This is a genomic window from Streptomyces sp. NBC_00984 (assembly GCF_045162475.1).
Classification (GTDB): Bacteria; Actinomycetota; Actinomycetes; order Streptomycetales; family Streptomycetaceae; genus Streptomyces.
In genome coordinates, this window is sequence record NZ_CP108734.1 from 2,773,679 (window position 1) to 2,794,011 (window position 20,333).

Sequence of the window (20,333 nt, forward strand, 5' to 3'; positions counted from 1 at the left end):
TACGTACGGTGAGGGGATCGGGATGCTCAGGGAAGCGTAGACGTCCCATGGATCTGGTGCGGACCGATGACCGGATCGGGCGGCCTTCCGAGCGATCAGGCGTCCACGATTTCGAGACTCACCAGCAGCCGCCAGACATCGGTGGACGGGTCACGGTCGAGGACCGGGCAGTCCACGGCGTGGCCCGAGTGCGGGATCAGTGGATCGGGGCGCTCCGGAGCGCCTTCCCACTGGTAGCGATCCTTCCGGGTGGACTTCGCCTTGCATGTGCCATGCTCGCACTGGGCGACCAGGCTCCGCGCATGGCTGACGGCGGCGGACTCCTTCTTCGTCAACGCCGCGCGACGCCCGTCCTTGACGCTCTTGTCGTTCCGTTTGTCGAAGTTCTTGAAGGCCGGGTCCGCCTGCCGCAGCGTGTCCACCACGTGTTCGCTGCTGCCGCTGCGCTTGCCACCGAACGCCTGGAAATGGAGCAGCAGCCATAGGTCGAACGAGGGGTGGGAGAAGCAGACCTCGGTGCCCTGCTCGGCCGCCAGGCGCAGGGCCTCGGGGATGTCGTGGTGCTGGTCCCGGTCGAAGAGGGCCCAGGCCTCGTCCTCCTCTGCCTTGGCCTGAACCTGGGCGACCACCCTGGCCGGGGTCAGTCCGTTCTTGGCGTATACCGGCTGGATCCGGAACCGTCGTCCGCCGGTGAGGCTGCCGTCCCCGAATCGTTCGTTCAGGTAGTTGAGGTAGTCCGGCTCGGTGGACTCGCCCTCGCAGCCGACATACAGCACCCGTTGCGCCCGCGTATCGGCCGGAGGCGGTGGCGCGGGGGCCACGAGGGGCTTCTCCTCGTCCTTGCGGCTCTTCCGCTTCCGCCGGGGCGGCTCGTCCGCCTGCCCCTCGGCACCGTGCTGTCCCTGCTGCCCACCCCGCGTACTCACGCTGTTGCCTTCTCCTCCTGCCAGGACAGTTCGCGGGCGATCTCCCCCGCGCTGACTCGGGGCACCCCGCCGTAGCGCCCGCGCAGATAGCCACGCTCCAGATTCTCGCCGTCCTTCGGGTGGGCGGCGGTAAGCGGGTAGATCTCCGTCGCGCCCGACCGGTCCTTGGCCGCGATCCAGACCTGCTCGCGGGCGAGCGGGCGGTCCAGCACTTCGCTGCCGAGGAGGGTGGCATCGTGCGTGGTGAAGATCAGCTGCGCGTTGCGCGGGTTGGCCTTCGGGTCCTGGAAGATCCGTACGACTTCCGCCGCCAACGTCGGGTGCAAGGAGGAGTCCAGCTCGTCCACGAGCAGCACCGCCCCCTTGTCGAGCACGGTGAACATAGGCCCGAGGAAGGCGAACCAGGCATGCGTGCCGAAGGACTCCTCGGTGAGGAAGTCCAGCGGGGTATCGGTTCCGTCCCCCGTGCGGTGCCGCAGCCTGACCGCCCCGGTCTCCGGGTCGACGTCCATGCCGGTGACACCGATGTCGGCGGCGGCCAGCAGGTGCAGGACCCGCTCGCGGTACCCGTCCTTCGCGTTCTGCTCGATGAGGTCCAGGGTCCACCTGGTGCGATGCCCGACGTCCTCGCCGGGTGTCACCAGCCACAGGTTGTCCAGGAACCAGCGGTGCAGTGCGGAGAGTTGGGGGTCGTTCAGGGTGGCGGCGGTGGACAGGAACAGGGCGTCCTCGCGGGTGACGGACACCAGGAGCTCGCGATTCCCCTTGAAGCCCTCGCCCTCGAAGACGAACTCCCCGCCCTCCGCATCGGGCCGGCCCGCTTCCCGGTCGAACCAGGTCTCCCGCTTGCCCCCGGGGTAGGCGTGCAGCCATTCGGCCTCGACGCGGTCGTCCGAGAGCTCGAAGCCGTAGGTGAACCGGGTGCTGCTGCGGCCGAGGGAGAGATCGACCTCGTACAAACTGGTCTCTTCCGCACACGCGGGATCGAGCTTGAAGGGCTCGCGGGGCACACCGGGCGACTTCGTCCAGTCGGCGAACGATGTGCGAACCGCATGACGCATGTCGGACAGCGCACCGAGCATATTGCTCTTGCCCGCAGCGTTGGAGCCGAAGATGCCCAGCACCGGCAGAGCCGACACGTTGTGCCCGTCGTGGCGGAGTCCGGTCACTCGGGCGTTGCCGTCACCGTGATCCGGTCCGATGAGCGACAGCTCGCACTCACCGCGGATCGAGCGGTGATTGGCCACCCGGAAACGCAGTAGCACCCTCGGCCTCCCGACAGGACGGGGAGGCTGGCCCCGTCGTACGTACACCGCATGCGGACGATCCGCATGTGCAGCCTATGACGCCGGCACCGGCCGTGCCAGCCCCGACCGCTCAGCTCGCGGCGGCCCGCTCCCGCCGGACCGTCGTCGCGATAGTCGCCGAGCCGACCACCCGGGTGCCGTCGTACAGCACGACCGCCTGGCCGGGGGCCACGCCGCGTACCGGCTCGGTGAAGGTGACGTTCAGCGTCCCGTCGACCAGTTCCGCCGTCACCTCGGTCTCGCCGCCGTGGGCGCGGAGCTGGGCGGTGTAGGTGCCGGGGCCGGCCGGGGCCGTGCCGCACCAGCGGGGCTTGATGGCGGTGAGTGCGGTGACGTCGAGGGCCTCGACCGGGCCGACCGTCACCGTGTTGTTCACCGGGGAGATGTCCAGGACGTAGCGCGGCTTGCCGTCGGGGGCGGGGTGGCCGATGCGCAGGCCCTTGCGCTGGCCGATGGTGAAGCCGAAGGCGCCCTCGTGGGTGCCGACCTTCGTACCCGACTCGTCGACGATGTCGCCCTCGGCCGTGCCGAGCCGGCTCGCCAGGAAGCCCTGGGTGTCGCCGTCGGCGATGAAGCAGATGTCGTGGCTGTCGGGCTTCTTGGCGACGGCGAGGCCCCGGCGCTCGGCCTCGGCACGGATCTCGTCCTTGGTGGTGAGGGTGTCACCGAGCGGGAACATCGCATGGGCGAGCTGCTTCTCGTCCAGGACGCCGAGGACGTACGACTGGTCCTTGGCCATGTCGGAGGCGCGGTGCAGCTCGCGGCTGCCGTCCTCGTTCAGTACGACGGTGGCGTAGTGGCCGGTGCACACGGCGTCGAAGCCGAGCGCCAGGGCCTTGTCGAGCAGCGCGGCGAACTTGATCTTCTCGTTGCAGCGCAGGCACGGGTTGGGCGTGCGGCCCGCCTCGTACTCGGCGATGAAGTCGTCCACGACGTCCTCGCGGAAGCGTTCCGCCAGGTCCCAGACGTAGAACGGGATGCCGATGACGTCCGCCGCGCGGCGGGCGTCGCGGGAGTCCTCGATCGTGCAACAGCCACGCGCCCCGGTACGGAAGGACTGCGGGTTGGCGGAGAGGGCGAGGTGCACACCGGTCACGTCGTGGCCCGCCTCGGCGGCGCGGGCCGCGGCGACGGCGGAGTCGACACCGCCCGACATGGCGGCGAGCACACGGAGGGGGCGCTGGGAAGTCTCAGTCATAGCCCCACCAGAGTACGGGGCGCCGGGAACCGAACGCTCTCGGATATGCGTTGTGGCTCACATGGGGACCAAGGGGACATCGGGCGCCAAGGGCTCCGGGGGCGCGAAGTCCGGGCACGGCATCAGCCGGCGCGGGCTGCTGATCGGCGCCGCGGTCATGGCCGTGGGCACCGCCGCGCTGGCGCGGGAGGAGCTGGAGCACGCCTGGTGGCGGCTGCCGGGGGTGGACAAGCCCCGCAAGCCCGGCGAGGTGGATTATGCGCGGGCCCAGTGGATATCGGCCTCGTCGGCGAACTGGCGGAAGGCCGACCGCCCCGACGACTACACCGTCGACCGGGTCGTCATCCATGTCACCCAGGGCAGCTACCAGGGCGCGGTCAAGGTCTTCCAGGACCCGGGGCACGGAGCGGCGGCGCACTACGTGGTGCGCAAGGACGGCCATGTGACGCAGATGATCCGTGAGCTGGATGTGGCGTTCCACGCAGGAAACAGGTCGTTCAACGAGCGCAGCGTCGGCATAGAGCACGAGGGCTTCGTGGACCGGCCGCAGGACTTCACGGCGGCGATGTACGGGGCCTCGGCGCGGCTCACGGCGGCGATCTGCGGGCGGTACGGGATGCCGGTGGACCGGGAGCACATCATCGGGCATGCGGAGGTGCCGGGCACGGACCACACCGATCCGGGCAAGCACTGGGACTGGGACCGGTATCTGAAGCTGGTCCGCGCGGCGCACACGCGGTGACCGCGGGGCACACACGGTGACCGCGGGGCCCGCCCGATCGCCGGACGGGCCCGGATGCACCGGTTTCAGCTGAGTCCCGCCGTGCGCGCCCGCTCCACCGCCGGTCCGATCGCGCGGGCCACCTCGTCGATGTCCTGCTTGGTGGACGTGTGGCCGAGCGAGAAGCGGAGGGTGCCGCGGGCCAGGTCCGGGGCGGTGCCGGTGGCCAGCAGTACGTGGCTCGGCTGGGCGATCCCGGCGGTGCAGGCGGAGCCGGTGGAGCATTCGATGCCCTGGGCGTCCAGCAGCAGGAGCAGGGAATCGCCCTCGCAGCCGGGGAAGGTGAAGTGGGCGTTGGCGGGGAGCCGGCCGCCGGGGTCCGGATCGCCGCCGAGGACGGCGTCGGGCACGGCCGCCAGCACGGCCGCGACCAGCTCGTCGCGGAGCCCGCCGATCTCGCGGGCGAACTCCTCGCGCCCGTCGGCGGCCAGCCGCCCCGCGAGGGCGAAGGCGGCGATGGCGGGCACATCGAGGGTGCCCGAGCGGACGTGCCGCTCCTGGCCGCCGCCGTGGAGCACGGGTACGGGGGTGTGTTCGCGGCCGAGCAGGAGCGCGCCGATGCCGAACGGTCCGCCGATCTTGTGCGCGCTGACCGTCATCGCGGCCAGCCCGGACCGGGCGAAGTCGACTTCCAGCTGCCCGAACGCCTGCACCGCGTCCGCATGCATCGGCACATCGAACTCACGGGCCACGGCGGCCAGTTCGCGTACCGGCATGATGGTGCCGATCTCGTTGTTGGCCCACATCACGGTGACCAGCGCGACGTCGCCGGGGTCGCGGAGGATCGCCTCGCGCAGGACGTCCGGGTGGACGCGTCCGTGCCGGTCGACGGGGAGGTATTCGACGTTCGCGCCCTCGTGCTCGGCGAGCCAGTCGACGGCGTCCAGCACCGCGTGGTGCTCGACCGGGCTGGCCAGCACCCGGGTGCGGCGGGGGTCGGCATCGCGGCGGGCCCAGTACAGGCCCTTCACGGCGAGGTTGTCGGCCTCGGTGCCGCCGGAGGTGAAGACCACCTCGCTGGGGCGTGCCCCGAGGGCATCGGCGAGGGTCTCTCTCGACTCCTCGACGGTACGACGGGCCCGGCGCCCGGCGGCGTGCAGTGAGGACGCGTTACCGGTGGCGGCGAGCTGGGCGGTCATCGCCTCGATCGCTTCAGGAAGCATCGGCGTGGTCGCGGCGTGGTCGAGGTATGCCATGGTGGGCTCGATTCTACGAGCCCCGGCGGGGCGTACGGCGGGCGCATCGCGGCCCGGTCCCCGCGCACCGGTCACGGCACCCGGTCAGCCTGCGAAGTTCCAGGAGATGGTGCCGGAGCCGGTGACCAGGAAGGCCAGCACCACGAGGTCGGCGATGCCGAGTGCGAGCCCCAGGCAGGCACGGCCCCGGCGGGAGGTGGAACGCACCAGGGCGATGGTCGCCATGACGATCGCGGCCGGGCCGAGCAGGATGTTCATCACCAGCAGACCGACGAGCCCGAGCACGAACGAGGCGACGGCCAGCCCGTCGGCATCCCGGGTCCGGTCCCCGCGACTGCCGGGGCGGGCTTCGGCGCCGGCCACAGGCTCGGAGCCGAGCCCGGCTCCGACCTCGGCGGCCGTCTCGTCATCCGCTTCGGGACGGTGGACTGATGCGGTGAGTGTCATGGTGCCTGCTCCTTCGAATCGGTGGTCGAGGGGACGCGCGGAACGGCGGTCAGCGCGAACGGCGCTGCGCACCGGTCCGCTCCCTTACGGCGAAGATCAGCAGCCAGCAGCCGATCACGGCGGCGAGCGCGAAGGTCAGCGGCAGCGGAATCTGGACCACCGCTCCGAGCACGACCCCGAGCAGGAGCAGGGCGGCGACGAGGACGATCATGTTCAGCCTTTCTGCGAGCTCTCCAGGAGCATTTGAGAGTACGACTGTTCACTGACTTGTCAGTCTAGACTCGTTCGGCACTTCCCCGCCCCGGAGAACAGTTGTTTACTGAATGGCATGAGTCACACCGCCGGCATCCGCCAGACCCAGAAGCTGAGAACCCGTCAGGCACTGCTGGATGCCGCGCTCGGACTCCTGGAGCACCAGAGCCTCAGCAGCCTCGGGCTGCGCGAGGTGACCCGGGCCGCGGGCGTCACGCCCACCGCCTTCTACCGGCACTTCGACGACACGGCGGCGCTCGGTGTGGCGCTCGTCGAGGAGGCGCTGGGCAGCCTGCACGGAATGATCGGCGCGACGCTCGCCGAGACCGGTGACAGCGAGGAACGCCTGGACCGCAGCATCGACCTGATCATGCGTCATGTCGGTGAACAGCCGGCCCACTTCCGCTTCATCGCCCGCGAACGGCACGGCGGCGTCGGACCGGTCCGCGAGGCCATAGCGACCCAACTGCGGCGGTTCGCCGAGGAGGTGGCGGCGGCGCTCGCCGAGGAGCCGCAGTCCCGGGGCTGGAGCGAGGAGGACCTGCTGATGCTGGGCGGCCTCTATGTCGACCACATGGTGATCACGGCCTCGGCCCTGCTGGACGCGGGGCCGGGCGGCGCGCAGGAGGTGGCCGGGGTGGCCCGTCGCCGACTGAGGCTGGTCACCCTCGGCAGGCTGCACTGGCTGGACGACACGAGCGACACCGAAACCCGCTAGGGCGCGCCCGCCTCCCCGTACAGCTCCACGACCGCCGCCGCGTGGCGGAGCAGGATCTCCCGTGCCTCGGGCGGCGAGAGCACTTCGACGTTCGGGCCGAAGGAGAGCAGGGCGCGGGCCCACTCGACCGAGTCGACAGCCAGCTCGGCCCGCAGCCACTCCCCGCTCTCCTCGCCCGGCACCCGGTCGCGGCACTCCCCGCCCTTCTCGGGCCGCGGCTCCCCCGTCAGCGCGCCGCCGTGCAGGCGTACGAACAGATCGAGCCGGGAACGGTGCACGCGCACCCGCAGCCGTACCCGTCCGGGCCGTTCCTCGACCTGCTTGCGCAGCGCGTCCCACAGGTCCGCGAGCTCCGCCCCGGGCCTGCGCACGACCGGTTCGTCCGTGAGGGTGGCCCGCCGCACCCGGTCGGCCCTGAAGAGCCTGGGTACCCCGTCCCGGTCCGCGACCAGGTACCAGACGCCCGCCTTCACGACGAGGCCGTACGGATCGACGGTGTAGGTGCGCGGGTCACTCGTACCGCTGTGGCGGTAGCTCAGCCGCAATCGCCGGTCGGCGAAGACGGCATCGTGCAGTTCGGCCACATCGACGGCCGGCTGCGGGCCGCTCATCCAGCGCACCGGGTCGACCAGGATCCGTCTGCTGGTCAGTTCGGCGGCGGGCCGGTGCGGTTCGGGCAGGGCGGCCATCACCTTGCGCAGCGCGGACCCGAGCGCCGCGTCGAGGCCGAGCGCGGCGTGGGCGCCCTCGGCGGCGAGGACGAAGAGGGCGCGCGCCTCGTCGGCGGTGAGCCCGGTGACATCCGTACGGAATCCCGGCAGCAGCGCGATGCCGCCGTGCCGCCCGCGCTCGGCGTAGACCGGGACGCCGGAGGCGGAGAGCGCCTCGATGTCCCGGTAGATGGTGCGTACGGAGACTTCGAAGCGCTCGGCGAGCTCGGTGGCGGGCACCAGGCCGCGCGTCTGGAGCAGCAGGAGGATGGAGAGCAGCCGGTCGGATTTCACCTGACCAGCTTCCCCCGGCTCCGCCCCCTGCCCCGACCCCGTTCCCGGCCGTCAGGGGCGCGCTGCGCGCGCCAGCTGGCGGGACTGGGCCACCAGCCGGTCCGCGCTGTCCCAGACGTCCGCGTCCTCCTCCAGGAAGCCGCCCGCGAGATTGCGGGTGGTGATGGAGACACGCAGCGGGCCGGGGGCGGGGCGGCAGCGGATGTGGGTGGTGAGCTCGATGGTCGGCGTCCAGCCCTTGAGGCCCAGCTCGAACGAGGTGGGCGGCAGTGCGTCGACGGCGAGCAGCAGCGAGAGCGGGTCGGCGTCGCGGCCGTCCGCGAGGCCGAACCAGCCGCGCATCTCACCCTTGCCGGACGGCTGCCCGATGGCCCAGCCGATCGTCGCCGGGTCGAGCCTGATGTCGAGCCGTTCGGTGATGGCGGAGCTGCCGGGAATCGGGGCCGGGCCGTCGCTCGGGCCGAGGCAGTGCTCCAGCGGCGGGATGGCCGGCGGCTTCACCGATGTGCGGACCTCGTCGGAGAGGCCGTCCAGGTCGCCGTAGGTGGCGATGACCCGGATGCGCTCGACCTCGGTGCCGTCCTCCGCGTACTGGAAGAGGGACGCCTGGCCGGTGGAGAGCGTGCGGCCGGTACGGACGGTCTGGGTCCGGATGACCGCGGGGCCGGGGACGGACGCGGTGAGGTAGTGCGCGGAGACGGAGAAGGGGTCCGGGTGCGGCAGGGCCTCGCCGAGCGCGCGGCCGAGCATGGCCAGCAGATAGCCGCCGTTGACGGCACGGATGATCGTCCATCCGGCGGAGAGCTCGGCGTCGTAGACGCCCTCTTCTCGAAGGGTGACGGCGGTGTCGCGGTCGAACTCGCTGTCCCCGATGGTCGCGGGGCCGGTCTGCGCCGCCTTCTCTGCTGCTTGTGCCATGCGGTGCACCGTACACCGATTCCATTACTGAGCGGTAGCTTTTTTAGCCGGCATCACCACGCGGGCTCAGGTGGTCGCGGAGCTCTCCTCAGCCGTCGCGGACTTCCGGTTGTAGGCGCGCGGGGCCCGCCAGTGGTAGCGCATGGACAGCAGCCGCAGCACGAAGGCCGCGATCACGGCGGTGCCGCTGGTGAACGCGTTGAGCATCCCGAAACGGATGCACAGAACGATCATCGTGGCGCCGACGATGGCGGGCACCGCGTACAGGTCGCGGTCCCAGCGCAGCAGCGAGGGCACCTCGTTGGCCAGTACGTCACGCAGCACACCGCCGCCGACCGCGGTGGCGAGCCCCAGGGCCGCCGACGCGGTGAGGCCCAGACCGTAGTCGTACGCCTTCACCGTGCCCGTGACGCAGAACAGCCCGAGGCCCGCCGCGTCGAAGACATTGACGCCCACCTGGATCCGCTCGACGTGCGGGTGCAGGAAGAACACCAGGACGGCGGCGAGGAGCGGGGTGGTGAAGTAGCCGAGATCCGTGAACGCCGCGGGCGGGACCGCCCCGATGACGATGTCACGGAACAGCCCCCCGCCCAGCGCGGTCACCTCGGCGAGCACCGCGATGCCGAAGACATCGAAGTTCTTGCGTACGGCGAGCAGAGCGCCGGAGATCGCGAAGACGAAGATTCCGACGATGTCGAGCGCATGCTGGACGGAGGGCGTGAACAGTTCGTTGAGCACCGGGCAATTGTGCCGGTACTACTCCTTCGGGCTGTCCTCCCGCGCATCGGGCGAGGCGGTGCCGCCTTCGGCCGCGGTCCCGTCGGCCGCTGCTTCGTCCGCAGCGGCTTCGTCGGCCCCGGGCTTGCGCACCTCGACGATCTCGATCGCCTCGCGCGCCGTCGCCGTCACCGTCTCGCCGGGCACCTGGTCGGGTGCGTTCTCCGGGTGGTGGCAGGCCACCTGGTGCCCGGTCTTCAGCGCGACCAGCGGCGGCTCCTGCGTCTTGCAGACCTCCGTCGCCTTCCAGCACCGGGTGTGGAAGCGGCAGCCGCTGGGCGGCGAGATCGGCGAGGGCACGTCGCCCTTGAGCAGGATCCGCTCGCTCTTGGCGGCACGGCGCTTCGGGTCCGGGATCGGAACCGCCGAGAGCAGCGCCTTCGTGTACGGGTGCATCGGCGCCTTGTAGAGCGACTCGCGGTCGGCCAGCTCCACGATCTTGCCGAGGTACATCACCGCGATCCGGTCCGAGACGTGCCGGACGACCGACAGGTCGTGGGCGATGATCACGTACGTCAGGCCGAGCTCGCTCTGGAGGTCGTCGAGCAGGTTCACCACCTGCGCCTGGATCGAGACGTCCAGCGCCGACACGGGCTCGTCCGCCACGACCAGCTTCGGGTTGAGCGCCAGCGCGCGGGCGATCCCGATGCGCTGACGCTGACCGCCGGAGAACTCGTGCGGGTAGCGGTTGTAGTGCTCGGGGTTCAGGCCCACGACCTCCAGCAGCCGCTGCACCTCCTTCTTGACGCCGCCGTCGGGCGTGACGCCCTGGAGCTTGAAGGGGGCACCCACGATCGTGCCGATCGTGTGCCGGGGGTTCAGCGAGGAGTACGGGTCCTGGAAGATCATCTGCATGTCCCGGCGCATCGGGCGCATGCCGCCCACGCCGAGGTGCGTGATGTCCCTGCCCTCGAACTCGATCTTCCCCGCGGTGGGTTCGAGCAGCCGGGTGATCAGCCGGCCCATCGTCGACTTCCCGCAGCCGGACTCGCCGACGACGCCCAGGGTCTCGCCCGAGTGCACCTCGAAGTCGATCCCGTCGACGGCCTTCACGGCACCGGCGTTGCGCTGCAGCAGCCCCTTCTTGAGGGGGAAGTGCTTCTGCAGCCCGGTCACCCTGAGCAGCACCTCGCGGGAGGCGGTGTCACCGGCCGGCGCGCCGTGCCCGGCAGACCTCTGCGCGGGAACGTCCACGCTCTTGTCCTCGCTCGTCACGGCCTTGTCCTCGCTCACAGCTTGGGCGCAATCTCTTCGGTCCAGATACGCTCCCGCTGCTCCTGCGACATGTGGCAGGCCGCCCAGTGCCGGCTGCCGACCTCCTGCAGCTCGGGCCGTACGGTGCGGGTGACGTCGTCCTTGGGCACGTCCGCGTACGGGCAGCGCGGGTTGAAGGCGCAGCCCGACGGGATGTTGATGAGCGACGGCGGGGAACCCTTGACCGGGATGAGCCGGTCGGTCTGGTCGCGGTCGAGGCGCGGCATCGAGCCCAGCAGACCCCAGGTGTAGGGGTGCCGGGGCTCGTAGAACACCTTCTCGGCCGGTCCGCGCTCGACGCAGCGCCCGCCGTACATCACCAGGATGTCGTCGGCGAGCTCGGCGACGACGCCCAGGTCGTGGGTGATGATGATGACCGCGGAGCCGAACTCCTTCTGCAGGTCCCGGATCAGGTCGAGGATCTGCGCCTGGACCGTCACGTCCAGCGCGGTCGTCGGCTCGTCGGCGATCAGCAGCTCGGGGTTGTTGACCAGCGACATGGCGATCATCGCGCGCTGGCGCATGCCGCCGGAGAACTCGTGCGGGTAGCTGTCGACGCGCTTGTCGGGCTGCGGGATGCCGACCCGGTCGAGCATCTCGACCGCCCGCTTGCGAGCGGTCTTCTTGTCGACGCTGTGATGGACCCGGTACGCCTCCACGATCTGCTTGCCGATCGTGTAGTACGGGTGCAGCGCGGACAGCGGGTCCTGGAAGATCATGGCCATGTCGCGGCCGCGCAGCTTGCGTACCTCGTCGGGGTCGGCGGACAGCAGCTCCTTGCCGTCCAGCCAGATCTCGCCGGAGACCTGCGCCTTGCGCTTGCCGTACTGGCCGGCGGTGTGCAGGCCCATGATGCCCAGCGAGGTGACGGACTTGCCGGAGCCGGACTCGCCGACGATGCCGAGGGTCTTGCCCTTCTCCAGCTGGAAGTTGAGCCCGTCGACGGACTTGACCAGGCCGTCGTCGGTCGGGAAGTGCACCTTGAGGTCGCGCACTTCGAGGAAGGCGGTGGGAGCGGGCGAGCCGGCCGGGGACGGTTCGCCCAGCGCGGCACCGCTCTTGTGCAGTTCGGTCATCCCAGCCTCACTCGCGGGTCGATGACGGCGTACATGATGTCGACGACGAGGTTGGCGACGGCGATCGCGAGGGCCGCGAACAGGGTGACGCCGAGAATCACCGGCAGGTCCTTGTTGCTGATCGCCTGGACCGCGGCGAGCCCGAGTCCGGGCAGGTTGAACGTGGACTCGGTGAGGACGGCGCCACCGAGGAGCACGCCGATGTCGAGGCCGAAGACGGTGAGGATCGGCGTCATCGCGGAACGCAGCGCGTGCCGGGTGATGACGGTGCCCTCGCCGAGACCCTTGGCGCGGGCGGTACGGATGTAGTCCTCGCCGAGCACTTCGAGCATGGTGGCTCTGGTGAGGCGGGCGTACATCGCGGCGTTCAGGAAGGCGAGCACGATCCACGGCAGGATCAGGGTCTGGAACCAGGTGCCGATGCCGTCGTCCGTGGAGAGGTTGTCGGCGATGTGCACCCAGCCGAAGTTGTGCACGAACAGGCCCATGGCGACCATGCCGGTGAAGAAGATCGGCAGCGAGACGCCGGCGAGAGCCGTGGTCATCGCGGCGCGGTCCCAGATGCTGCCGCGCCGGAGTGCGGACACCACACCGGTGGCGACACCGCCGAGGAGCCACAGCACGCAGGCACCGGCGGCGAGCGCGCCGGTCACGGGCAGCGCGTCCTTGAGGGTGGTCCAGACGGGGACCTCCGTGCGGAAGGAGTAGCCGAAGCAGGGCGCGGCGCAGTGGGTGACATCGGCACCGTTCGCGTAGTCGCGCCCCATCGGGATGCCCTTGACGAAGTCCCAGAACTGGACGAGGAGGGGGTCGTCGAGACCCAGTTTGATCCGGATGCCCTGGAGCTGCTCGACACCCGTGGCCTTGCCGGCGAAGAGGACTGCGACGTCCTGACCCGCCCACTTGGGCAGCATGAAGAAGATGGTGAACGTCGCGAGCAGTACGACGAGCACCATGATGACTACGGCGAACAGGCGCCGGATGAGATAAGCAAGCACTGTGTGCGGCCCGGCGGTGGCCGGGAACCCCTTGTGGGGGCTCCCGGCCATCGCCCCGGCCCTCACCTGCCCTTCGGACTGGCGGGTTTCGGCGGCGGAGGAGCAGTCAACCGGGTTGACTGCAAATGCTGTTGACTACAGCGACTACTTGACGACGCCGAGCGAGACGTAGTCGTAACGGCCGCTGTAGGCGTCGGACATGTAGACGTTGGTCAGTCGGTCGCCGCGCCAGGTGATGTTCTTCTCGTAGATGAAGGGCATCCAGTCGGCCTGGTCGAGGATCCGCTTGTCGAGGGCCTTGTAGATCTCGCCGGCCTTGACCGGGTCGGTCTCCGCGATCGCGTTGTCGAAGAGCTTGTCGATCTGCGGGTCCTTGAGCTGCGACTCGTTGTAGTTACCGGTGTCCGAGAGGAACCGGCTGTCCCACAGCGGCTGACCGAAGCCCTGGCCGGACGGGAAGTCCGGGCCCCAGCCGCTCATCGTCATGCCGTAGCCGCGCTTCTTCACGACGGACGGCGAACCGGTGATGCTGGACGCCTCGGCGCCGTCGATCGGGTCGACCTCGACCTTGATGCCGACCTTGCCGAGCTGCTCCTGGAGCGCCTCGGCGGCGTCGACCTCGCCCGGGTTGTTGTTACGGGCGGTGAGCTTGGTGGAGAAGCCGGTCGGGTGGCCGCACTGCTTCAGCTCGTCCTTGGCCTTGGCCGCGTCCGGCTTGCCCTTGCGGGCGAGGACGCCGTACGGGTCGTAGTCGCTGTGGCCCTTGATGGAGGTCGGCAGCGTGCTGTTGGCGATCTCGCCACCGGCGATCTCGCCACCGCGGGTCTGCTGGAGACCGGCGAAGTCCGTGGCGTAGAAGACGGCCTTGCGGCAGTGGACGTCGTCCAGCGGCTTCGCCGTGTGGACGAGCGCGACGTAGCGGACGAAGGACGTCAGCATGTTGTCGACGCTGGCCTTGTGGTCCTGGACGGCGGTGACGCGGCCGGACTGGGTCATGCCGGTGCCGTTGAGGTCGACGTCGTAGTCGCCCTCCATCAGCTTCTTGTCGTTCTCCTCCAGGTTGGCGGAGATCGTCACCTCGATCTTGTCCGGGAGCGCGGCGCGGATCGGGTCGGAGGCCTTCTGCCACTTGTCGTTGCGGACGAGCACGATGTTCTTGCCCGGCTTGTACGTCTCGAACTTGTACGGGCCGGCGGCGAACGGGCGCTGGGTGTACTTCGCCCCGGTGTCCTTCGCCGCCTTCACGGGCGAGCCGGACGGCATGGCGAGGAACTGCTCGAAGTCACCGTTGGGCTTGGGCAGCTTGAAGATGATGGTGTTGTCGTCGGGCGTCTCGATCGTCTTGAGACCGAGCTTGTCCGCGGACTTGTCCTTGTAGGGGCCCTTGTACTCGCCCTTGGGGTCCAGCGTCTGCTTCAGGTACTGCGGGCCACCGGTGATGGTGTCCGTCGCCCAGATGCGCTCGATGCCGTACTTGACGTCCTTGGAGGTCAGCTTGGAGCCGTCCTCCCAGGTCAGACCATCACGCAGCTTGTACGTGTAGGTCTTGCCGCCGTCCGTGATCTCACCGGGGCCGGTGGCCAGGTCACCGACCAGCTTGGTGGAGGCCGCACCCGGCTTGGTGTCGTACGAGACCAGCTGGCGGGTGTAGAAGCGCATGAAGTCCCAGGCCATGCCGTAGTAGGCACGCTGGGGGTCGGCGGAGTCGAGGTCCTGCTTGCCGATCATCTTCAGCGTTCCACCCTTTTTGGTGGACGGGTTGGCAACCTTGTTGAACGCCGCGTTGAAACCGGCGCCCTTCGACTTGCCGCCGCCTTCGCTGTCGCCGCCGCCGCCGCACGCCGAGGTGGTCATCAGCGCCGCGACCACGAGGGCCGCACCAGCGGTGAGCCGTCGTTTCGAGGTAACTGTGGACATTTTCTCGCAACCTCCGAGATCGCGGTCCCAGGCCGTTGCTTGCCGGAGAACCATGGGAAAAGCCACCTGACGATGCGGCAGGGGCAAGTCGTGGGTTATCGGGTCCCCTTGGGGTCCAGGGCATCGCGCAGCCCGTCCCCGAAGAGGTTGAAGGCCAGCACGGTGATGAAGATCGTCACGCCGGGGAAGACCATGAACATCGGGTCGTGCTCGTACGTTTCCAGCGCGTCCCGCAGCATCCCGCCCCAGGAGGCGGTGGGCGGCCGGACACCTGCACCGAGGAAGCTGAGGGCCGCTTCGGTGAGGATGTTGGTGGGGATCATGAGGGTCGCGTAGACGGTGATCGGCGCGACCAGGTTGGGCAGCAGCTCGCGGAAGAGGATGTGCGTCCGTCCGCCGCCGAGGCTGCGCGCCGCCTCCACGTACTCGCGCTCGCGCAGCGAGAGCGTCTGGCCCCGGACGATGCGTCCGACGTACGGCCAGCCGAAGAAGCCGATGACGGCGACGAGTACGGCGATGCGTACGCCGCTGCCGGTCAGGCCGAGCAGATCGTCGGGCAGGACCGAGACCAGGGAGATGATGAAGAGGAGCTGCGGGAAGGACAGCAGCACGTCCATGACCCGGCTGATCACCGCGTCCACCCAGCCGCCGAAGTATCCGGCGATGATCCCGAAGAGGGTGCCGAGGGCGACGGCGACCAGGGCCGCCAGGAAGGCCACGAGCAGCGAGATCCGGGCACCGTAGACGATCCGGCTGAAGATGTCGCGCCCCTTGTTGGGCTCGACGCCGAAGAGGTAGTCGCCGCTCACGCCGCCGAGGCTGCCCGTGGGGAGATTGGTCAGCGGGTCGAGCTTGTCCTGGTGGAAATCGTTCGGCGGATGCCCCAGCAGGCCGACGATGAGTGGCGCGAACACCGCCACCACGACCAGGACGAGGACAACGATGCCACCCGCCAGAGCGACCTTGTCCTGCTTGAGGCGGTTCCAGGCGATCTGCTTGAGGGAGCGCCCCTCGACCTTCTTCACCCCGGAGTCGACTGCGGGACCGCCGGCCGCGACCGGATCCGCTTCCGTGGTCGGCTCGTGCAGTGGTGCCGTCATCGTGGCAAGGACCCCTCTCAACCGGCGGTGGCCGGGCCGAACTGGCCGCTGTGGCGGCGCGATCAGTCAGTCGTACGCAGAGGCGGCAAGACGCCCTTGCTGCGGGAGTCTTCATTGCCGTCACTACAGGTAGCCATACCGACAGGCGAATGGATGCCTAACCGTGATGCGGCCCTGGGTGTTCCGTTATCCGGACGGAAGTGAACGCCCCCCGAACACAGGTCAGTTGAGGAGGAAGGGGGCACGCGCGCAGATTAGCGACGCTTTCACCACCAGACATGCCCAGCACGTAAATCTCGGACATGGGCGGCCAGTTATGGCACGGGGAAGGTGAACGCGCGTCGACATTCGGGTAGTTGATGACTTATGGCCGCGTTACGGAATTCCGGAACGCACTCCCGCATTCCGGACGCCGGGGGGCGAACAGCCCCGGAAGGGTCAGTACGCGCCCTGCGGCGGGTAGCCGTAGCCCGCGACGGGGGCCGCCGGGGCATGCGCCTCGCGGTCGTAGAACGGGCGGGCGTTGGCGCGCAGCCACATCGCGACCGGGTCGTACTCGTCGGACATCGCGACGGTGGAGACGGGCAGCCCGTCCGGGACGGCGGAGATCGACTGCTGCATCATCGCGCGCGCCGCGTCCACCGAGGGCGGGCTCGTGTCGTAGAGGTCGAGACCGATGGTGAGGTACGGGACCCCGAGCGCGGGCTGCACCCAGGCGCGGCGCAGCGAGCGGATGGCCGGGGTGCGGTGGGCGTTCTGCGTGAGCAGGGCGTAGAACTGCGGGATCTCGATGGCCGGCTCGGTGAGCCGGAGCGGGCCCGCGGGCATCCGGTCGAGACCGGATGCGATCCGGCGCAGGTCCAGCCAGGGGATGCCGACGCCGCCGCCCGGGGCGTGCGGGTTGAGCCAGATGCCCCAGCGGTCGGGGAAGAGGGCGCGGGCGATCTCCAGGCCGCCGACCAGCTCATGGGCGCGGTTCCAGCCGCTGGCGGAGAGCTCCTGGGCGGAGGTCACACAGGGGGCGTAGCCGAGGCCGTCGACCTCCATGTTTCCGTACTGGGCGTCGGGCGAGCCCGCCTGGCCGTGCCAGAGGAGCATCCAGATCCGGCCGTTCACGAGGGCCTGCAGCAGCGCCTCGTACGCGTCGTAGCGTCCGGGCGTCACTTGGCGCAGCATGTGCTCGACCTGCCCGGCCGCCGCGGTGCCTGACGCACTCACCTGGTCCCGCCCCTCTTCGATCCACTGTGTCGGCCGGCCACTCCCGGGCACACGGGTGCGGCATGATGCCGAGGCACCAGCCATGAAACCAGCTTATGCGCCGGTCCTGACACCGACTTGACGCCATGGGTCGAAGCGGTGCTCCACGCCGGTGCCCGCCGCGGGCACCGCGCCGGGGTCTACTGGCCCGCCCGCCGGTAGAACGGCTGGATCTTCTCCCGCATCCAGTCGCCGACCGGGTCCTGTGCCACATCGAGCAGGACGAGATTGACCACCCAGGGCACCTCGACCCGGCCCAGAGCACGGCCGAGGGCGTCCATCGGGGCATTGCGCCCCGCGCCTTCCCAGGTGGAGAACTCGACGCCGATGAAGAGGACGGGGTCGCCGCCCTCGATGCTGGCCAGCGCCCGGCGGGCGGAGAGCACGACACCGCTCTCCTCGAACTCACCGGCCGCCGCGGCGAGGAAGTCGACGGGCTCCTCCCTCCAGTCCGGTTCGTACAGCCGGACCCTGCCGCCGCTGGCCGGCCCGTCCAGCGGGGTGCGTCCGGCCCGGCAGAGCTCGGCCACGGCGGGGGGCGGCAGCGGCATCCCGACCGCGCCGCCCGGGTTCACGGCCATGCCGAGCTGCGGCGGCAGCCCGCGGGCGAATTCGCGGGCGGGCGCGACGGTGAAGGACATCTGGGTGCCGACGCAGGTCAGGAACTGCTGTTCGGAGCTGAACACGGGGACGTACGGAGCGCCCTCGATCTCCATCGTCGGCAGGTCCAGGTCCGCCGAGTCGGGTCCGCCGCCATTGGGCAGGGGCACCCAGACATGGCTGCGTCCGAGCACCTCGACGAGCCGTCCGCCCGCCTCCGGGATGCCCACCGAGGCCATCAGCACTTCTTCGAGCTCATTGGCCGGCCATCCGCCCTGCGGATGGGACTGGACCTGTGCCGGAACGTCCACTGCTTCCCCTTCTCGCCCAAGCTTTCCGGCAGAAGGTTAACGCCCGCCCCGACGGCTGCCCCGGCCCCGGCTACCCGGCCCCGAGCCGCCCGTCCGCGAAGGTGATCCGGCCGAGCCTCCCCGCCGCCTCCCGGTCCAGCAGCACCGCCGAGGCGCAGCCGGGCGGCAGCAGGCCCGTCTCGGTCGCCCTCAGCAGCCTGCCCACCGCCCTGCGGTGCCGGGCGAAGGCGTATCCCGATACACCGCGTCCGCGCTCGCGCTGGCCCTCCCTGGCCGTCTGCGGCGTGACGTCGAGCAGGACGAGGTGCAGGACCCGGCCCCGGCGCCGCGCGCCACGGGCCAGCCAGCCGCGCACCCAGGCCTGTGTTCCGCAGTCGTGGACGACGACGGACTCCCCGGAACGCAGCACCCGCCACAGCCCCCAGTAGTGGGCGGCGCGGACGAGCGGGCGGTAGAGGGCGTAGGGAAGTAAGCGGGGCACGGCCCGCGCCCAGCGGTCACGGGTGTCCTGGGAGTCGATGGCGTGCGCCGTCGTCACCGCCCGCCGGATGAGCGTCGACTTGCCGCTGCCGGGCAGCCCGGAGACCACCACCACGTCACCGGCCGCGAAGCGCAGGCCGCGCGGGCTGCGCCCGGACCGCTCCCGGAGATCCCGCACGACGGGCGCGTGCGCGCCGGACGCCTCCCTCGCCGGGGCCCCCGGCTGTGCGGGCATCGCGCCGTGCGCGACCCCCGCGGTCGTCGCGTACCGCTGCAACGTCATCGCGCTCCCCCTGTCGGCTCACCCCACGCATGCCCCTGAAGTGTAAAGAAAAGGTAATGCGGCACAACCGTCCACGCCGCTGATTTCCGGTGGGGGACCGAGGCCCCACTCCGGCGCGATGCGTGCGATGATGACCCGGCCAACTGCATAAAGGCCGTTCGAATCCGCGCGGGAGAGTTCCGGTCACTGCAAGTGCCGGGCGCCGAAGGAGCAAGTTCCTCCCTTGAATCTCTCAGGCCCCGTACCGCGCGGATGAGGCAGATCTGAAAAGCGGGCCGCTGCGCGGCTCCACCCAAGGTGCAAGCCGAACCCTTCCGGGGCTCTCGGCGAACCTCTCAGGTTCCGATGACAGATGGGGAGGGATCGTCCTCGTCGTCATGCCCTGGGAGCCATATCCATGAGCACCGCCCCCCGCCTCACCGCCCTCGATGCCCTGCATCGCTCGCTGGGCGCCACGATGACCGACTTCGCGGGCTGGGACATGCCGCTGCGCTACGCCAGTGAGCGCGACGAGCACAACGCCGTGCGCACGAAGGCCGGCCTCTTCGACCTCTCGCACATGGGCGAGATCACCGTCACCGGCCCCGGGGCCGTGGCGCTCCTGAACTTCGCGCTGGTCGGCAACATCGGCACCGTCTCCGTGGGCCGCGCGCGCTACACGATGATCTGCGCCGAGGACGGCGGCATCCTGGACGACCTGATCGTCTACCGGCTCGGCGAGACGGAGTACATGGTCGTCGCCAACGCGGGCAACGCCCAGATCGTGCTGGACGCGCTGACCGCGCGGGCCGAGGGCTTCGACGCCGAGGTCCGCGACGACCGCGACGCGTACGCGCTGCTCGCCGTCCAGGGCCCCGAGTCCCCCGCGATCCTCGCCGCCGTCACCGATGCCGACCTGGACGGCCTCAAGTACTACGCCGGACTGCCCGGCACGGTCGCCGGGGTCCCCGCGCTGATCGCCCGTACCGGCTACACCGGCGAGGACGGCTTCGAGCTGTTCGTCGCCCCCGTCCACGCCGAGCAGCTGTGGAAGGCGCTGACCGAGGCGGGCGCCTCCCGCGGCCTGATCCCGTGCGGGCTCTCCTGCCGCGACACGCTGCGCCTGGAGGCGGGCATGCCGCTGTACGGACACGAGCTGACCACGGCACTGACTCCGTTCGACGCCGGTCTCGGCCGGGTCGTGAAGTTCGAGAAGGAGGGCGACTTCGTCGGCCGCAAGGCCCTTGAGGCCGCCGCCGAGCGTGCCGAGACCGCCCCGCCGCGCAAGCTGGTCGGGCTGGTCGCCGAGGGCCGCCGGGTGCCCCGCGCCGGCTTCTCCGTCGTCGCCGCGGGCGGGACCGGCGCCGAGGTCATCGGCGAGGTCACCTCGGGCGCCCCGTCGCCCACCCTGGGCAAGCCAATCGCCATGGCGTACGTGGACGCCGCGCACGCCACGCCCGGCACCGCGGGCGTCGGAGTGGACATCCGGGGCACCCACGAGCCGTACGAGGTCGTGGCGCTGCCGTTCTACAAGCGCCAGAAGTGACGTCGGCG

20 protein-coding genes and 1 riboswitch are annotated in these 20,333 nt (G+C 70.2%); of the genes, 3 read left to right on the plus strand and 17 right to left on the minus strand.

Going from position 1 to position 20,333, the window contains the following annotated elements; translation table 11 throughout:
• Nucleotides 1-95 precede the first annotated feature (95 nt).
• From OG520_RS11925 to mnmA, 3 genes are all read right to left on the minus strand, one after another.
• Entirely contained in the window at nucleotides 96-926 is an 831-nt protein-coding gene (locus OG520_RS11925; RefSeq protein WP_317862854.1) for an RloB family protein, read from the minus strand.
• Nucleotides 923-2,191 carry an AAA family ATPase gene (locus OG520_RS11930; RefSeq protein WP_317862855.1) on the minus strand — a complete coding sequence of 423 codons (1,269 nt, stop codon included), beginning with the start codon at nucleotides 2,189-2,191 and terminating at the stop codon, nucleotides 923-925. The genes OG520_RS11925 and OG520_RS11930 overlap by 4 nt, the downstream gene beginning before the upstream one ends.
• Before the next feature lie 112 nt (nucleotides 2,192-2,303).
• Nucleotides 2,304-3,431 carry a tRNA 2-thiouridine(34) synthase MnmA gene (gene mnmA, locus OG520_RS11935; RefSeq protein ID WP_317862857.1) on the minus strand — a complete coding sequence of 376 codons (1,128 nt, stop codon included), beginning with the start codon at nucleotides 3,429-3,431 and terminating at the stop codon, nucleotides 2,304-2,306.
• A gap of 61 nt (nucleotides 3,432-3,492) precedes the next feature.
• Here mnmA and OG520_RS11940 point away from each other — a divergent pair, with 61 nt between their 5' ends.
• Nucleotides 3,493-4,173 (plus strand): N-acetylmuramoyl-L-alanine amidase, encoded by a 681-nt coding sequence (locus OG520_RS11940; protein WP_406016466.1) that lies wholly within the window; start codon nucleotides 3,493-3,495, stop codon nucleotides 4,171-4,173.
• Nucleotides 4,174-4,238: 65 nt separating this feature from the next.
• Here OG520_RS11940 and OG520_RS11945 read toward each other — a convergent pair whose 3' ends face one another.
• The 3 genes from OG520_RS11945 to OG520_RS11955 all read right to left on the minus strand — a co-directional run bounded on the left by OG520_RS11945 (nucleotide 4,239) and on the right by OG520_RS11955 (nucleotide 6,066).
• Complete coding sequence (locus OG520_RS11945; RefSeq protein WP_406013153.1) at nucleotides 4,239-5,408, minus strand: cysteine desulfurase family protein; 1,170 nt, start codon at nucleotides 5,406-5,408, stop codon at nucleotides 4,239-4,241.
• 84 nt (nucleotides 5,409-5,492) lie between these two features.
• The gene (locus OG520_RS11950) at nucleotides 5,493-5,855 is read right to left on the minus strand and encodes a DUF4190 domain-containing protein (RefSeq protein WP_406013154.1); all 363 of its coding nucleotides are present in this window, start codon (nucleotides 5,853-5,855) and stop codon (nucleotides 5,493-5,495) included.
• A 49-nt stretch (nucleotides 5,856-5,904) separates the two neighbouring features.
• On the minus strand, nucleotides 5,905-6,066 hold the full coding sequence (locus OG520_RS11955; RefSeq protein ID WP_399334435.1) for a hypothetical protein: 162 nt from the start codon (nucleotides 6,064-6,066) through the stop codon (nucleotides 5,905-5,907).
• Between the two features lie 117 nt (nucleotides 6,067-6,183).
• On the opposite strand from OG520_RS11955, the gene OG520_RS11960 reads away from it, so the two are divergent.
• A complete protein-coding gene (locus tag OG520_RS11960; protein ID WP_406013155.1) occupies nucleotides 6,184-6,825 on the plus strand; it encodes a TetR family transcriptional regulator in 642 nt (213 codons plus the stop codon).
• Here OG520_RS11960 and OG520_RS11965 read toward each other — a convergent pair.
• The 11 genes from OG520_RS11965 to OG520_RS12015 form a co-directional block, all read right to left on the minus strand.
• Nucleotides 6,822-7,829 carry a helix-turn-helix transcriptional regulator gene (locus tag OG520_RS11965; protein ID WP_406013156.1) on the minus strand — a complete coding sequence of 336 codons (1,008 nt, stop codon included), beginning with the start codon at nucleotides 7,827-7,829 and terminating at the stop codon, nucleotides 6,822-6,824. The two genes, OG520_RS11960 and OG520_RS11965, sit on opposite strands and share 4 nt — an antisense overlap.
• 51 nt (nucleotides 7,830-7,880) lie before the next feature.
• Nucleotides 7,881-8,747: a thioesterase family protein gene (locus OG520_RS11970; protein ID WP_399334421.1), complete on the minus strand. Its 867-nt coding sequence runs from the start codon at nucleotides 8,745-8,747 to the stop codon at nucleotides 7,881-7,883.
• 66 nt (nucleotides 8,748-8,813) lie between these two features.
• Entirely contained in the window at nucleotides 8,814-9,485 is a 672-nt protein-coding gene (locus tag OG520_RS11975) for a trimeric intracellular cation channel family protein (RefSeq protein WP_389983426.1), read from the minus strand.
• Nucleotides 9,486-9,503: 18 nt separating this feature from the next.
• Nucleotides 9,504-10,718 carry an ABC transporter ATP-binding protein gene (locus OG520_RS11980; RefSeq protein ID WP_406016467.1) on the minus strand — a complete coding sequence of 405 codons (1,215 nt, stop codon included), beginning with the start codon at nucleotides 10,716-10,718 and terminating at the stop codon, nucleotides 9,504-9,506.
• Between the two features lie 35 nt (nucleotides 10,719-10,753).
• Nucleotides 10,754-11,854 (minus strand): ABC transporter ATP-binding protein, encoded by a 1,101-nt coding sequence (locus OG520_RS11985; protein ID WP_266426819.1) that lies wholly within the window; start codon nucleotides 11,852-11,854, stop codon nucleotides 10,754-10,756.
• Nucleotides 11,851-12,852 (minus strand): ABC transporter permease, encoded by a 1,002-nt coding sequence (locus OG520_RS11990; protein WP_266431288.1) that lies wholly within the window; start codon nucleotides 12,850-12,852, stop codon nucleotides 11,851-11,853. Before OG520_RS11990 ends, OG520_RS11985 begins: the two co-directional genes overlap by 4 nt.
• A 144-nt stretch (nucleotides 12,853-12,996) precedes the next feature.
• Entirely contained in the window at nucleotides 12,997-14,769 is a 1,773-nt protein-coding gene (locus OG520_RS11995) for an ABC transporter substrate-binding protein (RefSeq protein WP_399334416.1), read from the minus strand.
• Nucleotides 14,770-14,864: 95 nt separating this feature from the next.
• The gene (locus OG520_RS12000; RefSeq protein ID WP_406013157.1) at nucleotides 14,865-15,869 is read right to left on the minus strand and encodes an ABC transporter permease; all 1,005 of its coding nucleotides are present in this window, start codon (nucleotides 15,867-15,869) and stop codon (nucleotides 14,865-14,867) included.
• A 438-nt stretch (nucleotides 15,870-16,307) separates the two neighbouring features.
• Nucleotides 16,308-17,087 carry an enhanced serine sensitivity protein SseB C-terminal domain-containing protein gene (locus OG520_RS12005; RefSeq protein ID WP_406013158.1) on the minus strand — a complete coding sequence of 260 codons (780 nt, stop codon included), beginning with the start codon at nucleotides 17,085-17,087 and terminating at the stop codon, nucleotides 16,308-16,310.
• A gap of 179 nt (nucleotides 17,088-17,266) precedes the next feature.
• Complete coding sequence (locus OG520_RS12010; protein ID WP_406013159.1) at nucleotides 17,267-18,037, minus strand: enhanced serine sensitivity protein SseB; 771 nt, start codon at nucleotides 18,035-18,037, stop codon at nucleotides 17,267-17,269.
• 70 nt (nucleotides 18,038-18,107) lie between these two features.
• Nucleotides 18,108-18,800: an AAA family ATPase gene (locus OG520_RS12015; RefSeq protein WP_399334408.1), complete on the minus strand. Its 693-nt coding sequence runs from the start codon at nucleotides 18,798-18,800 to the stop codon at nucleotides 18,108-18,110.
• A gap of 159 nt (nucleotides 18,801-18,959) precedes the next feature.
• Nucleotides 18,960-19,057, plus strand: a riboswitch (glycine riboswitch).
• A 140-nt stretch (nucleotides 19,058-19,197) separates the two neighbouring features.
• On the opposite strand from OG520_RS12015, the gene gcvT reads away from it, so the two are divergent.
• On the plus strand, nucleotides 19,198-20,325 hold the full coding sequence (gene gcvT / locus OG520_RS12020; protein WP_406013160.1) for a glycine cleavage system aminomethyltransferase GcvT: 1,128 nt from the start codon (nucleotides 19,198-19,200) through the stop codon (nucleotides 20,323-20,325).
• Nucleotides 20,326-20,333 lie beyond the last annotated feature (8 nt).

Excerpts from the sequence above, each read along its gene's own strand:
- OG520_RS12015 (WP_399334408.1), bottom strand. The coding sequence starts at position 18,800 with ATGACGTTGCAGCGGTACGCGACGACCGCGGGGGTCGCGCACGGCGCG.
- OG520_RS11960 (WP_406013155.1), top strand. The coding sequence starts at position 6,184 with ATGAGTCACACCGCCGGCATCCGCCAGACCCAGAAGCTGAGAACCCGT.
- OG520_RS11955 (WP_399334435.1), bottom strand. The coding sequence starts at position 6,066 with ATGATCGTCCTCGTCGCCGCCCTGCTCCTGCTCGGGGTCGTGCTCGGA.
- OG520_RS11940 (WP_406016466.1), top strand. The coding sequence starts at position 3,493 with ATGGGGACCAAGGGGACATCGGGCGCCAAGGGCTCCGGGGGCGCGAAG.
- OG520_RS11995 (WP_399334416.1), bottom strand. The coding sequence starts at position 14,769 with ATGTCCACAGTTACCTCGAAACGACGGCTCACCGCTGGTGCGGCCCTC.
- mnmA (WP_317862857.1), bottom strand. The coding sequence starts at position 3,431 with ATGACTGAGACTTCCCAGCGCCCCCTCCGTGTGCTCGCCGCCATGTCG.
- OG520_RS11970 (WP_399334421.1), bottom strand. The coding sequence starts at position 8,747 with ATGGCACAAGCAGCAGAGAAGGCGGCGCAGACCGGCCCCGCGACCATC.
- OG520_RS11945 (WP_406013153.1), bottom strand. The coding sequence starts at position 5,408 with ATGGCATACCTCGACCACGCCGCGACCACGCCGATGCTTCCTGAAGCG.
- OG520_RS12000 (WP_406013157.1), bottom strand. The coding sequence starts at position 15,869 with ATGACGGCACCACTGCACGAGCCGACCACGGAAGCGGATCCGGTCGCG.
- gcvT (WP_406013160.1), top strand. The coding sequence starts at position 19,198 with ATGAGCACCGCCCCCCGCCTCACCGCCCTCGATGCCCTGCATCGCTCG.
- OG520_RS11950 (WP_406013154.1), bottom strand. The coding sequence starts at position 5,855 with ATGACACTCACCGCATCAGTCCACCGTCCCGAAGCGGATGACGAGACG.
- OG520_RS11985 (WP_266426819.1), bottom strand. The coding sequence starts at position 11,854 with ATGACCGAACTGCACAAGAGCGGTGCCGCGCTGGGCGAACCGTCCCCG.